Annotated in this window: 14 protein-coding genes; 12 read left to right on the plus strand and 2 right to left on the minus strand. The window is 60.9% G+C overall.

All coding sequences use genetic code 11. The features are described 5' to 3' along the window. Positions 1-362 precede the first annotated feature (362 nt). The 12 genes from gspG to AC07V8_RS20615 are packed head-to-tail and all read left to right on the plus strand — an operon-like array spanning position 363 to position 11,249. Positions 363-827, plus strand: a complete 465-nt coding sequence (gspG, locus tag AC07V8_RS20560; protein WP_494680076.1) for a type II secretion system major pseudopilin GspG — start codon at positions 363-365, stop codon at positions 825-827. Positions 828-836: 9 nt separating this feature from the next. After that, the gene (locus tag AC07V8_RS20565) at positions 837-2,069 is read left to right on the plus strand and encodes a type II secretion system F family protein (RefSeq protein ID WP_494680075.1); all 1,233 of its coding nucleotides are present in this window, start codon (positions 837-839) and stop codon (positions 2,067-2,069) included. Between the two features lie 5 nt (positions 2,070-2,074). After that, the gene (locus AC07V8_RS20570) at positions 2,075-3,790 is read left to right on the plus strand and encodes a GspE/PulE family protein (protein ID WP_494680074.1); all 1,716 of its coding nucleotides are present in this window, start codon (positions 2,075-2,077) and stop codon (positions 3,788-3,790) included. Next, complete coding sequence (locus AC07V8_RS20575) at positions 3,771-4,604, plus strand: hypothetical protein (RefSeq protein ID WP_494680073.1); 834 nt, start codon at positions 3,771-3,773, stop codon at positions 4,602-4,604. The genes AC07V8_RS20570 and AC07V8_RS20575 overlap by 20 nt, the downstream gene beginning before the upstream one ends. Positions 4,605-4,616: 12 nt before the next feature. Beyond that, positions 4,617-5,156 carry a hypothetical protein gene (locus tag AC07V8_RS20580; RefSeq protein ID WP_494680072.1) on the plus strand — a complete coding sequence of 180 codons (540 nt, stop codon included), beginning with the start codon at positions 4,617-4,619 and terminating at the stop codon, positions 5,154-5,156. 5 nt (positions 5,157-5,161) lie between these two features. Beyond that, on the plus strand, positions 5,162-5,710 hold the full coding sequence (locus tag AC07V8_RS20585; protein ID WP_494680071.1) for a hypothetical protein: 549 nt from the start codon (positions 5,162-5,164) through the stop codon (positions 5,708-5,710). Between the two features lies 1 nt (position 5,711). Continuing rightward, positions 5,712-6,245 (plus strand): hypothetical protein, encoded by a 534-nt coding sequence (locus AC07V8_RS20590; protein WP_494680070.1) that lies wholly within the window; start codon positions 5,712-5,714, stop codon positions 6,243-6,245. A gap of 17 nt (positions 6,246-6,262) precedes the next feature. After that, complete coding sequence (locus tag AC07V8_RS20595; protein ID WP_494680069.1) at positions 6,263-9,097, plus strand: secretin GspD/PilQ domain-containing protein; 2,835 nt, start codon at positions 6,263-6,265, stop codon at positions 9,095-9,097. After that, the gene (locus tag AC07V8_RS20600) at positions 9,094-9,564 is read left to right on the plus strand and encodes a type II secretion system protein (protein ID WP_494680068.1); all 471 of its coding nucleotides are present in this window, start codon (positions 9,094-9,096) and stop codon (positions 9,562-9,564) included. The genes AC07V8_RS20595 and AC07V8_RS20600 overlap by 4 nt, the downstream gene beginning before the upstream one ends. A gap of 2 nt (positions 9,565-9,566) precedes the next feature. Then, a complete protein-coding gene (locus tag AC07V8_RS20605) occupies positions 9,567-9,989 on the plus strand; it encodes a type II secretion system protein (protein ID WP_494680067.1) in 423 nt (140 codons plus the stop codon). Further along, complete coding sequence (locus AC07V8_RS20610; RefSeq protein WP_494680066.1) at positions 9,967-10,509, plus strand: type II secretion system protein; 543 nt, start codon at positions 9,967-9,969, stop codon at positions 10,507-10,509. The genes AC07V8_RS20605 and AC07V8_RS20610 overlap by 23 nt, the downstream gene beginning before the upstream one ends. Continuing rightward, on the plus strand, positions 10,506-11,249 hold the full coding sequence (locus AC07V8_RS20615) for a response regulator (RefSeq protein WP_494680065.1): 744 nt from the start codon (positions 10,506-10,508) through the stop codon (positions 11,247-11,249). The genes AC07V8_RS20610 and AC07V8_RS20615 overlap by 4 nt, the downstream gene beginning before the upstream one ends. Positions 11,250-11,361: 112 nt before the next feature. Here the strand turns inward: AC07V8_RS20615 and AC07V8_RS20620 are convergent, their stop codons facing one another. Both AC07V8_RS20620 and AC07V8_RS20625 read right to left on the minus strand, forming a co-directional pair. Beyond that, positions 11,362-11,649, minus strand: coding sequence for a high-potential iron-sulfur protein (locus AC07V8_RS20620; RefSeq protein ID WP_494680064.1), 288 nt, complete (start codon positions 11,647-11,649; stop codon positions 11,362-11,364). A 93-nt stretch (positions 11,650-11,742) separates the two neighbouring features. Next, positions 11,743-13,095, minus strand: coding sequence for a cytochrome C (locus AC07V8_RS20625; protein ID WP_494680063.1), 1,353 nt, complete (start codon positions 13,093-13,095; stop codon positions 11,743-11,745). Between the last annotated feature and the right edge of the window lie 62 nt (positions 13,096-13,157).

The following is a 13,157-nucleotide window of genomic DNA, read 5'->3' on the forward strand; positions in this document are numbered from 1 at the left end:
TTCAATTTCAACAGCAAATCGCCCCCTCGATTTTTATTGATTGCTTGAAGAGAATATTCACGATTGCGGGTGGCTGGTCTTCAGCTACTTGATTGTCCTACCTTGCAAAGCGCAGCGGGAGTAAACGCGAAGCGTTCCTACGTGCTTTTTCGGTCGTACTTCATTGCGGAAAGCGGGTCCATTTGCCAGGTTGAGGATAACTACCCATGCACCCCCTAAATGGAGGGAATATACCCAGTAGCTTTTAAGACAAGCCGTAGTAATCTACAGAGCATAGGGGTCGGTCTCGCAGGGTCTTCTAAAAATCAAGCACAGAAGAACCGTCGAAAAAAATACCATACGCCGGCCTAGGGAGAATAATAATGACGCGTCTCGCTGCCGCCTGTTTGGAGCATCCTGCGCCGGCCCCTAACCAACGGCGCGCAGGTTTCACGCTGCTTGAACTGCTCGTCGTCATCGTCATCATCGGCCTTCTCGCCGGGATGGTCGCTCCCCGTTATTTCGACCAGATCGGCAAATCCAATACCAAGATCGCGCGTGCCCAGATCGTGTCTCTGGAGAAAGCGCTCGATCAATACCGGCTCGACATGGGGCGTTACCCCACTACCGACGAAGGCCTCGACAGCCTTTTCGTGAAGCCCAACAACGAAGAAAAATGGCAGGGCCCGTATCTGAAGAAGGCTGTGCCCATGGATCCATGGGGCCGTCCTTATATTTACAAATCGCCTGGCGATCACGGCGAACTGGACCTGAGCACGCTGGGCGCGGATGGACAGCCCGGCGGCACAGGTGAGAACGCTGACGTCGGCAACTGGATGTCGAACTAGGCGGTTGACATGAACAATACGCCCGTCACCCGCGTCGTCGAATTCGACATTGTGGCTAAAGCCAAGGCTGGCGCGATGCGCTCGCTGCGATTGGCCGCCATCGACGCGGCGGCGGCGACCCGGCTCGCCGAAAGAGAGGGCTTGCGCGTCCTGTCCTGCACACCGCACCGCAACAGTTTTTCCTGGGGCGGCCGGGGCGTTGCCGGTATCACCCGCACGCGCCTGGATATCGCGCTGTTCGCACACGAGCTGGCGTCGCTGCTTGACGCGGGACTGGGAATCATCGATGCCCTTGAGACCCTGGCCGAAAAAGAGCGCCTGCTGGAAACCCGGCGCGTATTCGAAAAAATGGTGCAGGCGCTGAAGGAAGGACGCAATTTCTCTGCGGTGATGGGCGAACGGCCAGATGTCTTCCCGCAACTGCTGGTCGCCAGCATCTCCGCCAGCGAGCAGACCGGCGACATGGCGGCAGCGCTGCGCCGCTACTCCGCCAATTTCGAAACCCTTCGCACGATCCGCTCCAAGGCGCTGGGGGCGGCAGTCTACCCATTGATGCTGCTGGGGGTAGGGTCGCTGGTGGTGTTGTTCCTGCTGGCGGTGGTGGTGCCGAAATTCTCCACCTTGATTGAGTCTACCCGGGGCGAGATCCCGTTTGCTTCGCAGGTCCTGATCCAGCTCGGCAAAACCATCCATGCCCATCCGCAACTGGTCGCCGCCGTGTTTATCGGCGCCTTCCTGGCGCTGATCTGGGCGATTCGCCATGCTTCGCGTGCGGGCTGGAACCTGCCTGTGCTGCAGCGCCTGCCCATCGTCGGGCCGCTGATCCGGATGTTCCGCCACGCCCAGTTTTATCGCACCAGCGGCATGCTGATCGAAGGCGGCATTCCGGTCGTCCGTGCGTTCGACATGTGCGGCTCGCTGCTGACGCCGGAAGACAATCGCAAGCTGGTCCGCGCGGTGGCGTCGATCCGCGAGGGCGGCGCTATCGGCCCGGCCTTGCAGCTGGTCGGCCTGGCCGATCCGGTGGCCTTGCGCATGCTGATGGTGGCGCAGCGCACCGGCAAGCTGGCCGAGATCCTGGCGCGCATTGCCGCTTTTCAGGAGGCAACCCTGAGCCGCGCCATCGATGTGGCGACACGCTTGTTCGAGCCGGTGCTGATGCTGTGCATCGGCCTCGTTATCGGCGCCATCGTGGTGCTCATGTATTTGCCGATTTTCGACCTTGCATCCAGTATTCAGTGACCGCCATGGACAACGTCTACACGCCCGCTTTCCGCCCCGCCAGGAACGCCTTGGATGCAGAATCCATCCGCGAGATCCAGGGGCAGACCGGCTCCACGCAGCAGACCATCGAACAGATTGCGGAGGGCTTCGGCGACGATGCCGCCGCTTATCTTGCGGCGGCCGCGGCTTACTTCAGGATGCGGCCGGTGACGATGGCGATGATGCGGCAGCTCAAGCCGGATTTTGAATTGCTGTCGTTCATCGAGGCCGGCAAGCGCCTGTGCGTGGCGTTCGTCGAACCGGCGGGCGGATTGCTGCTGGTGACCACGGATCCTTTGGATGTGCGCACCCGCGCCTGGATCAATGCGCGTTTGCGCAGCCGCGCCGAGCAGCCGGTCAGCTGGGGCATCGCCACTGCCGGCGACGTGCGCTCTTATCTGGCAGTCATCGAGAAAACAGTGCGGGCGATGGATTCGGTAGGCATTGCCGATACCGTCAACGCGACTGACCACAGCGTATTGTCGATCTCGATCGAAGACATCAGCAGCACCGAGAGCACCATCGTGCGCCTGGTCAATTCGACCATCTATGACGCATTGCGCGCCGGCGCCAGCGATATCCACCTCGAAACCCAGCCGCAGGGCCTGAACATCAAATACCGTCTGGATGGCGTCCTGAGCATGATCAAGCGCCTGGACGGCAGCGATCTGGCGAACCAGGTGCTGTCGCGCATCAAGGTGATTTCCGAGCTCGACATTGCAGAGCGCAGGATTCCTCAGGACGGCCGCTTCAAAGTGCTGGCCGAAGGGCGCGAAATCGATCTGCGCGTCTCGATCATGCCTAATCTGTTCGGCGAGGACGCCGTATTGCGGGTGCTCGACCGCTATCATCTGTCGGGTGAACTGCAAACCTTGAGCCTGGAAACCCTGGGCTTCGCCGAGCCGGCCAAGGAATTCGTGCGCCGGCTGTCGCAGCTTCCCTACGGCTTGCTGCTGGTGACCGGGCCTACCGGCAGCGGCAAGACCACCACCATCTATGCGGCAATTACGGAAATCAATACCGGCCTCGACAAGATCGTGACGATCGAGGATCCGGTCGAATACCAGTTGTCCGGCGTGCTGCAGATCCCGGTCAACGAAAAAAAGGGACTGACCTTTGCGCGCGGACTGCGTTCGATATTGCGCCACGATCCGGACAAGATCATGGTGGGTGAAATACGCGATCCGGAAACCGCGCAAATCGCGGTGCAGGCGGCGCTGACCGGCCACCAGGTGTTTACCACCGTGCACGCCAACAACGTGTTCGACGTCATCGGGCGTTTCACCAACATGGGCGTCGATTCCTACAGTTTCGTCTCTGCCCTCAACGGCATCCTGGCGCAACGGCTGGTGCGCATCAATTGTCCGATGTGCGTCACCGACGATCACCCTGACAAGGAACTGATAGTGCGCTCGGGCCTGGGAACTTCCCCCATGGCTCTGGCCAGCTTCGATTTCAAGCACGGCGTAGGGTGCGCGCATTGCCGCGGCAGCGGCTTCAAGGGCCGGCGCGCGATCGCGGAGACGCTTTCGCTGAACGACACTTTGCGCGATTTGATGGTGGAGCGCGCCGCCATTTCCAAGATCAAGCATGCCGCCCGGCAAAACGGCCTGAAAACGCTGCGCGAAGCGGCGGTTGCCCTGGTGGCGGCTGGTATGAGCACTCTTGAGGAGATCAATCGTGTTACGCCTGTGGAATAAGCCGCTGCAAATCGTGGTCGAGCCGCATCAAGTGACGGCGTCGATGCCAAAAGCCGGCCTGCGGCAGGACGGCATCGTCGTGCCGGTCGCCAAGCCTGACGGCGCGCCAGGTGCATATGACGGCATCGGCAAGGCGATTCGCGATATCTTGCCGCAGTTGAGCAGCAGGGCGGAGCACGCTGTGTACCAAGCCTCCAGGCTGAATGTCGAAGTGGCCGACACCCTGGTGCACTACGATGTCCTGCATATCGATGCACGCCGCTTGCCGCCGGCCGAGCTGGACCGCCTGGCTGCGCTTGGCATGGCGGATACCCTGGGCATCGATGCCAGTTCGCTGGCGATGCGTTGTTCGGTCCAGCTGGATGGTTTGAGCGCGGTCGTGTGCGGCATGCCGGCAGCCCTGACGGATGCGATCAGATTGGCCTGCGACGATGCCGGATGCCGCTTGAACCGGCTGGAGCCGGGCTTCGCGGCGTTCTGGAACGGCTACTTTGCACGCAACAAGAACGACAGCGCACTATTGGCGCGTTTGCGCGGCAGCGCTTTGATGCTCGGCTGGCTGCGGGATGGCAAATGGCAGGCGCTTGCCGCCGAACGCTTATCGGAAAACGACTGGCCCGCCTTGAGCGACAGCTGCGAGGCATTTTGCCGCCGCCTGTGCGTGCCGGACTACGCTGGATTGCCGATCTATTTCGATGCCGACATAGGCGACATCCCGGCCGCGGCAAGCAGCCGCTGGCAGCGCCTGCCGCCGCGGCCGGAGATGGCGGCCGCTGCCGATGCAGCGCCCGATCTGGCTTCGAATTTCGCCTAGGAGCCATATGCCATGGCCTCTCTTCAAAAACTGGATCTGGATTTTTCCACCGAGCGTCGCAAATTGCCGTCGATCGGGCTGGCGCTCCTGATCGCGGGCGCCGTGGCAAGCATCTATGCGGGCGTGCAGCTGTCATCGGCTTACGGCGCGCGCAAGGCCCAGCAGACGGTGTATGACGCCATGGTGCTGCGCCTCCATTCGGTCAAGAATGCCGACCAGGTTGGCGCCAAGGTCACGCCTGCCGAATTGCAGAATTTCAAGAACGCGGCACAGATCGCCGGCCAGTTGAACACGCCTTGGGATCGTCTGCTCAAAGTGCTCGAATCGGCGCCGATGGAGCATGTGGCCTTGCTGTCGGTGGAGCCGGTCGCTTCACGCCGGCAATTGCATCTGGTCGGCGAGGCGAAGGATCTCGCCACCATGCTGGATTACCTGTCCTATCTCCAGGACCAGCCGGGCCTGCAGCGCGTCATCCTGACTTCGCACCAGATACAGACGCAGCCCGGCTCGCCGGTCCGCTTTCAAATCCAGGCGCATTGGGAGGAGCGATGAACCGCATGAGCTCAATGGCGCTGGCGCTGCGTTATACGCTTGCGCGCCGCATCGGCTGGCCAGGCACAGTGGGCATCTTGATGCTGCTGCTCACTTTGATCATTGCTTTCGCAGTTGCGCCGCGCTGGCAAAAAAATGCCGGCGAGATCAAGCAGCAGACCGGGGCCGCGCTGGTCGATCTGAATCGGGCCCGGCTCGAACATCGGATCCAGCCGAAAACCAGCGAGCAGCTGCTGCGCTTTACCGCGTGGTTTCCGACGATTGACCGCAATGCGGGCGATCTGCGGCGCTTGATGGAGCAAGCACAGCTGGCCAAGCTCGATCTGGTCAAGGGCGAGTATCACATGTCGGATGCGCAGGGCGCGGCCTTCGTCAGCTATGAGGTGGTGCTGCCGGTGAAAGCCAGCTACGACACCCTGCGCGGCTTTATTGCCGGCGTGCTCAATGCCATCCCCAATGCCTCGCTGGCCGAGCTGCATATCGAACGCGCCGCGGTGAACAGCACGATCCAGGATGCGCGGATCCATTTCACTTTTGTCTACCGCGGAGCCTGACATGCGCAACCGATTCTCACGGCGGCAAATAGGACTGGTGCTGGTTGCCGGCGCGCTGGTTTCCTATGGCGCCATGGTGTTTTCGGGCGGGTCTGCCGAATCCGGGGTGATTGAGCCGGTGACGCGAAGCGCAGGCAGTCATCCAGCGGGGAACGGCAAGCCGGCCGCGGCGGAGGCAGCTCTGCCAAAAACGATAGCCCCGCCGGTGCGGGCCAGCCTGGACCAGAGCGCGGCAAGCAATTTATTCGCCGCCAACAGCTGGCTGCCGCCGCCGCCACCGCCGCCCAAGGAGTTGCCGCCGCCGCCACCGCCGCCGCCGACAGCGCCGCCCATGCCTTTCAATTTTGTCGGATTGCTGCAGGACCAGGCCAAGCCTACCGCGTTTTTGGCGAAGGACGACCAGTTATTGCTGGTGACCACGGGAGACACCGTGGAAGGCACCTATCGCATCGATTCCGTCAGCGCCAAGGAAATTGTCCTGACCTATCTTCCGCTCAACCAGCGGCAATCCATTTTGATTTCCGGGGGGCTGTAATGCGCCTTATCCAAACCATGTCAAAAAGCTGGCATCGTCCGGCTGCGCTGCTGCTGATCGTAGGCGCGCTGGCCGGATGCGCGACACAGCAGCTGCATTCGGACGGCCTGCGTCAGATCAAGGAGGGCCATGTCGCCGAGGGACTCGCCAACATGCGCGAAGCGATGCGGCAGGATCCCGGCAACCTGCCGTACAAGCTCGATTACATCAATCGCCTCGACGAAGAAACAAAAAAATTGATACGGCAAGGCGATGAGCAGCGTTCGGCTGGCGACACCAAGGAAGCGCGCAATTCTTATCTGGAGGCGCTGGAGCTTGACGGTTCCAACGAGCGCGCCCGGCGCGGCGTTTCTGACATCGACATGGACGTGCGGCACAGGGACATCCTGGCCGAAGCCGAGAAGATGTACGCCGCCGGTAAACTGGATATGGCGCGCGAACGCACCATGGTGGTGATACTGGAAAATCCATCCAACCCCAATGCGCAGCTGTTGCTGCGCAAGGTGAATACCGAGATCGATACCCAGCATCGCGTCAAAGAGGCGTTGACTGCCTCGCAGTCGGTGATGAAAAAGCCGGTCACGCTGCAGTTCCGCGACGCCAATCTGCGCATGGTGTTCGAGGCTTTGTCCCGCACCACCGGTCTCAACGTGATCTTCGACCGCGACGTGCGCCCCGATCTGAAAACCACCATCTTTGTGCATGAAGGCTCGGTCGAAGACACCGTCAATCTGATCCTGCTGCAGAACCAGCTCGAAAAGAAAGTGCTCAACGTCAATACGATGTTCATTTATCCGGCTACCGCGGCCAAGCAAAAAGAATATCAAGAGTTGAAAGTGCGCACCTTCCATATTTCGAACGGCGATGCCAAATACATCCTGACAGTGCTGAAGTCGGTACTCAAGATCAAGGATGCCTTGGTTGACGAACGCACCAACACGCTGGTCTTGCGCGATACGCCGGAGGCGCTGGATGTCGCCGCCAAGGTCATTGCGGCCCACGATCTGGCGGATGCTGAGGTGATGCTGGAAGTCGAAGTGCTGGAAATTTCCCGCGATCGCCTGACCGATCTTGGCATCACCTGGCCCAACAGCGCCACCATATCGACTCCGACCGGGGCCGCCGGCGCGTTGACGCTTGGCGCCCTCGGCGATCTCACGCGCGGCCAGCTGCAGGTCACGCCGTTTTCGCTAGGCATAGGTTTCAAGCTGCAGGATACCGATGCCAATCTGCTGGCCAGCCCGCGCATCCGCGTGCGCGACCATGAAAAGGCGAAGATCCTGATCGGCGACAAGGTGCCAATCATCACCAATACCGTGACGCCGGTGCAGACCGGCGCCTCGGTGGTTACCGGCTCGATCCAGTATATCGATGTCGGCATCAAGCTTGAAGCTGAACCGCATGTCTATCCGGAAGGCGAGGTCGGCATCAAGCTGAACCTGGAGGTCAGCAATATCGTCAAGGAAATCTCAGGGCCTTCCGGTTCGCTCGCCTATCAGATCGGCACCCGCAGCGCCACCACCAGCCTGCGCCTGCGCGACGGCGAAACCCAGGTGCTGGGCGGCCTGATCAGCGATTCCGATCGCAATGCCGCCGCCAAGGTGCCTGGCCTCGGCCAGTTGCCGATCATCGGGCGCTTGTTCTCGGAACATAACGGCGATCGCACCAAGACCGAGATCGTATTGTCAATCACGCCTCGTATCATACGTGCCCAGGGTATCGCCGAAGACACGATGCGCGATGTCTGGTCCGGCACTGAAACCACGATTCACTCGGGGCAGTTCCGCCTTGATCCGATTTCCAGCGTATCGGGCACCAGTAGCGGCGTTGGCAGCAACAGCATGCCGCGCGCCGACGCTGCACCGCTACCTGTTCCGGCAGCTGCAATCATGCCGCCGGCGCCGCCTGCCGCGGTATCCGCACCAACGGTGCCGCCGGTTACCCCGGCCATCCTGAACGGTGTGTCGACGAGTGCGCCGGCGCCGTCGGCGACGCAGCCGCAAGGCGTCGAGAAAGTCGTCAATCCGCCCCCGTTCGATGGCGCCTACCCATCAGCCGCGCCTATGCCTGCACCTCCGGCGTCTGCACCTGTTCCCGCGCCTGCGCTGATACCGGAGCCTGTCACGCCGGCGCCGGCCGATCAATCGGCGGCCCTGCCGTCGGATAGTGTGCCGGCCGCTGCGGTGCCTGCGGTCGCGCCGGCGGCCGTGCCGGTCAGTGCGGCCGCTGTGGAGATGCCCGCAGCCGCGGTCGCCGCTGCGCCTGCGAGCGCCGCTCCGGTCATGGTTGCCGCCAGCGTGCCGGCAGCGGCGGCGATGGCCGCGGGTGCCGCAGATAAAAGCGCGCAATTGGCAAGTCCAGTGACAAATCCGGCAGCAAGCCCGGCGACAAGCAGCGGGGATAGCGGCGCCGACGGTAGCGCTAACAGTGCCGGCGGCAGGCCGCAGATCACCTGGGGCAAGCTTGACAGCGTCAAGGCGGGAGACCAGTTCAAGGTCACTCTGAATGCGTCAAGTTTCAATGGCGTGCATTCGCTGCCATTCTTTATTCTCTACGATCCGCGCGTGCTGTCCTTCGTCGGCGCCAGCCCCGGTGCGGTCAGCAGCCGGGTCGGCGTCAATAACATCGATCCGACCGTCAACGACGCCGCCGGCCGCGTCAATATGACGCTGGACGCCGACGCCGGTAAGTTCTTCGCCGGCTCGGGGGCGCTGATGAATCTGACTTTCGCCGCCAAGATATCGAGCAGGCAGACAATGGTGGAGATGCAGCTGGCGCAGCTTGGCATGAGCGGCGGCGCTTTGCGCAACATCTCCCGGCCACAACCGCTGAAGCTGAAGATCGAGCCATGAAAACGCGCGGATTTACGCTCATAGAGCTGGTCATTACACTGGCCCTGGTAGGCCTGGTGGCGTTGGTCGCCTTGCCGCTCTATGAAATTTCTGCAACCCGCCTGAAGGAAACCGAGCTGAAACTGGCCTTGCGCCAGATCCGCGTCGCCCTGGACAACTACAAAACCGCAGCCGACACCGGCCAGATTACGCTGGAGTCGGGCGATTCCGGCTATCCGCCCTCCTTGGAAATATTGGTGAACGGCGTCGAAAACGCCAAGGATGTGAATCATTCCCGCCTGGTATTCCTGCGCCGTGTGCCGCGCGACCCGTTCTACCCCGATCCGACCCAGCCGGCGGAACAAACCTGGGCTTTGCGCAGTTATGGCAGCCCGCCCACCGATCCGGTGCCGGGGAACGATGTGTATGACGTCGCATCGCTCTCGACCGGCAAGGGCTTGAACGGCATCGCCTACAAGGAGTGGTAGCCATGTCACGACCGTTCCCACTCTTGCGCGGCAAGCATCCAGGGCAAAAATCAGGCGGTTGCCGGCATGGCTTCACGCTGATCGAAATGGTGATCGTCATGGCGCTGATCGGCCTGCTGCTGACGCTTGCCGTGCCGCGCTATTTCGTCGCACTTGATAACGGCAAGGTCAAGGTGCAGCAGCAAAACCTGGCAACCATGCGCGACGCGCTGGACAAATTCTTCGGCGATCAGGGGCGCTATCCGGAAACACTCGAGGAGCTGGTGCAGAAGCACTATTTGCGCAGCGTCCCGGTAGACCCGATTACGGAGAGCCCTAACTGGATCGCCATTGCTCCCATCGATCCCGCCCTGAGCGGGGTTTACGATGTGCGGAGCGCGGCAAAGACCGCGGGGAGCGAGAATGTTAGCGCAACCACGAATTAAGCGTCCCGTCCGCGGCATCGTCTTGCTGGCGTTGCTGCTGACGCTGGCCCTGATGGCTGTGGCGCTGATGGGGGCGGTCGAAGTCTGGTCGTTCGAGCGGCAGCGCGAGACCGAGGCGGAGTTGCTGTATGTCGGCGACCAGTACCGGTTGGCGATCGAACACTACTATTACGCCACGCCAGGGGCCGGCAAGACGCTGCCAACGAGTATTGACGATCTGGTCGAAGATCAGCGTTTTCCGGTGCCGGTGCGGCATTTGCGGCGCGCCTATGCGGATCCGGTCACCGGCCAGGCATTTGAATTGCTGCGCAATGGCGAACAGATCAGCGGCGTCGTCAGCAGTTCTGCAACGCCGACCATCAAACGCAGCGGTTTTTCTCGCGCCGATAGTGCATTTGAAGGATTTGAGACCTACAATCAATGGAGATTCCTGTTTAGTCCACCTGTATCGGGGAAAACCAGCCGCAAATCGCCGTCGCCATTGTCGCATCCACCCGGAGCCAGCGGAGGAAAGCCATGACCTACCGAATTCTGATAGTCGAGGACCACAATCTGCTACGGCACGGGCTGCGGTCAATGATCACGGCATTGCCCAACTACGAGGTGGTGGGCGAGGCGCGCGAAGGAAAAGAGGCCATCCGCGAGGCATTGTCATTGCGTCCTGACATGATCCTCATGGACCTGTCCCTGCCTGGCATGAACGGCATCGAGGCGACGGCGCAGATCAAAAGGCGCGTGCCGGATATCCGCGTGCTTGTGCTGACGGTCTACAAGACCGACGAATATGTGACGGAAGCGCTGCGGGTGGGGGCGGACGGCTATGTCTTGAAAGATGCTTCGTACGATGAGTTCGTGATTGCGATCCAGACGGTCATCAGCGGCAAGAAATATATTTGTCCCGACGTCTCCATGCATTTGATCAACGATTTCCTGCATCGATGCGATGCGCCGAAGGCGGTGACGCCCTGGAACAAGCTCACCGCGCGCGAACGCAGCATCCTCAAGCTGGTCGCAGAGGGGCGCACCAATCGCATGACCGGCGAATTTCTCAATATCAGCGCCAAGACCGTCGAAAAGCATCGCGCCAATCTGATGCACAAGCTTGGCCTGCACAATTCGGCTGAACTGATCCTGATGGCGCTGGACATGGGTTTGATCGAGCATGGCAGCCATTCCTCTCACGGGGCCAACGGCGCGGCCGTGTCGCCGGACCTGTCTTCCAAAAAGCCGCCTGACGGCTCGGCAATGTCGCTGGAATGAGCGGGACGCGCAGTCGGAAGCTGCTTCATCCGGCGCAGCGTCTGCACATGCCGCGGCGCTGGATTGGCGCGCCGTTTTTTCCGGCTGTGTGACGACAGTTTGCTGCGATCCTTCAGCGGTGCGAGTATGCCATGCACCAGCCTTGAGGATTGACGGGACCCTCCACAATTTTGCAGGTGCCGCTGCCTGCATCCGCTGACGCCGCCGGGGTGTACGCGGCACAGTCGGCGCACATCTTTCCATCCTTGGGGCTATCCTGGTAATGCAGCATGCCTTTTTTCGTGGAGCCTGCCTGGGCAGGCGGCGAGTGCGTCGCGAGAGGAGTGAGAATGATCGCTCCCAGCACCGCGCCGCTGCGGCGTAGCATAATGCGGCGCGATGTTTTTTTCTCTTGGTTCATGGCGTTTCCTCTTCGAATAAAATGGGCCAGCCTGGATTGCCCGCATCTATCCGTTACGCCCGCACGACGGTTTGGAAAATACGCCTGGCAGCGTCAGAACATGAGCCAGGCGTACAGGTAAAGCGTGTTGTTGTCTTTGGCATCTCTCAGGGTGCCGTCGTAATTCGTTTTACTGCCATTGAATTTCGTATAGCCGGTGTATTGCAGCCCGAAGCGGATGTTGGCCTGCGGGTCCCAGTTGAAAACGTAGTGCGGCCAATAATTCAGTTCGACGATATACCCCGCGGTGTCCGGTTTGCCGTTGTTGGTGCCGAAGCGCGCGAAGTCAGCGTCGCCGGTCAGCTTGAACACAGCACCCGTAATGCCGTAGGTACGGTCATAAAGATAGCTGAGCTTGGCCCGGGTGGAGCGCAGGTTCGAGCTCGGATTATCGTTGTTCCCGTTCGGGAAGCCGGCCCGCCAATCGGCTTTCTCGTGGATGGTGGAAGCCATGGCTGTGACGATATGGTGATCGTCTTTGCTGAAGAACTGATACGTGGCGTCGAATCCCAGATCGGTGAAGCGGTCACCCTGGGGAGTGGTGTCCGAAGCCGCCATGGCGACCCTGGCGGCGGTAGCGCCGATGGTGAAATTCTGATGGTCGCTGCCAAAGGTGTAGGTTGCGCGCAAGTAGGGGTTGGAGCCTGACAGCGATACTCTTTGCGCGTCGGGCGTACCTGAGCGTAAAACCGACAGCGGACCTTTGGCAGTCTGGTAAGAGGCTGCCTCCAGATAGAGCGCATCGAACAGGTAGGTGTAGGCGCCGATGCCGGCCACCCGCGCACCGGACTCAAGGAAGGTCGGCACGCCGCGGCCCGGGCCGGCGATGGTCGGGCTGTAGTACGGGAAGCTCCAGGCCGGCGTCGTATTCCAGATGTCTTGAACGGTAGGGTTGTTGTGCAAGGTCAGGCCGAAAAACGTTGGCTGTTCTTCCGTGCCGGTCATTTTCACCAGCCGCAGATCGGTGTTGTCCAGCGCGCCGTGCCCGACATATCTCTGATTGTCGGTGGTGCTGATATTGTTGTAGGTCCACTGCACAAAGCCGCCGGCGTAGTCGGTGAATTTGCCGCCGGTGAAGAGGCTGGCAGCCTCGACCACCAATTCGCGGTTCTTCGCGAACAGCATGTCGCCGCTGGATTTGTCCGTATTATTGTTGATCGAGTTGCGCGAGACGATGGCCATGAAGGCCAGCGGGATCTTCTCGCGTTCCCCCAGGGTATATCCCCCCAGCTTGAATTTGCGGCCGAATGGCGTCAGCTCGGGATAGATGGTGTGGCAGGAAGAGCACTTCAGGCTGGTTTGCCTCGCAAAAAGAGGATTGGCGCCGGCATTGGATATCAAGCCCAATGGAATAATCAGCCACAAGGCGGCTGCGGCGCGTATCAGCGACGTGCAAATATTCTTCATTATGAATCTCCCCTGATGATTGGATTGCCGGCGCAGCACAATGCACAATCGTATGAGTAGAA

It is taken from the genome of Collimonas sp. GW821-FHT02H07, assembly GCF_059421505.1.

Bases quoted from the DNA above. Each gene is read 5' to 3' on its own strand.
- AC07V8_RS20610 (WP_494680066.1), top strand. From the start codon at position 9,967: ATGTTAGCGCAACCACGAATTAAGCGTCCCGTCCGCGGCATCGTCTTG.
- AC07V8_RS20600 (WP_494680068.1), top strand. From the start codon at position 9,094: ATGAAAACGCGCGGATTTACGCTCATAGAGCTGGTCATTACACTGGCC.
- AC07V8_RS20590 (WP_494680070.1), top strand. From the start codon at position 5,712: ATGCGCAACCGATTCTCACGGCGGCAAATAGGACTGGTGCTGGTTGCC.
- AC07V8_RS20570 (WP_494680074.1), top strand. From the start codon at position 2,075: ATGGACAACGTCTACACGCCCGCTTTCCGCCCCGCCAGGAACGCCTTG.
- AC07V8_RS20605 (WP_494680067.1), top strand. From the start codon at position 9,567: ATGTCACGACCGTTCCCACTCTTGCGCGGCAAGCATCCAGGGCAAAAA.
- AC07V8_RS20565 (WP_494680075.1), top strand. From the start codon at position 837: ATGAACAATACGCCCGTCACCCGCGTCGTCGAATTCGACATTGTGGCT.
- AC07V8_RS20625 (WP_494680063.1), bottom strand. From the start codon at position 13,095: ATGAAGAATATTTGCACGTCGCTGATACGCGCCGCAGCCGCCTTGTGG.
- AC07V8_RS20620 (WP_494680064.1), bottom strand. From the start codon at position 11,649: ATGAACCAAGAGAAAAAAACATCGCGCCGCATTATGCTACGCCGCAGC.
- AC07V8_RS20595 (WP_494680069.1), top strand. From the start codon at position 6,263: ATGTCAAAAAGCTGGCATCGTCCGGCTGCGCTGCTGCTGATCGTAGGC.
- AC07V8_RS20615 (WP_494680065.1), top strand. From the start codon at position 10,506: ATGACCTACCGAATTCTGATAGTCGAGGACCACAATCTGCTACGGCAC.
- gspG (WP_494680076.1), top strand. From the start codon at position 363: ATGACGCGTCTCGCTGCCGCCTGTTTGGAGCATCCTGCGCCGGCCCCT.
- AC07V8_RS20580 (WP_494680072.1), top strand. From the start codon at position 4,617: ATGGCCTCTCTTCAAAAACTGGATCTGGATTTTTCCACCGAGCGTCGC.
- AC07V8_RS20585 (WP_494680071.1), top strand. From the start codon at position 5,162: ATGAGCTCAATGGCGCTGGCGCTGCGTTATACGCTTGCGCGCCGCATC.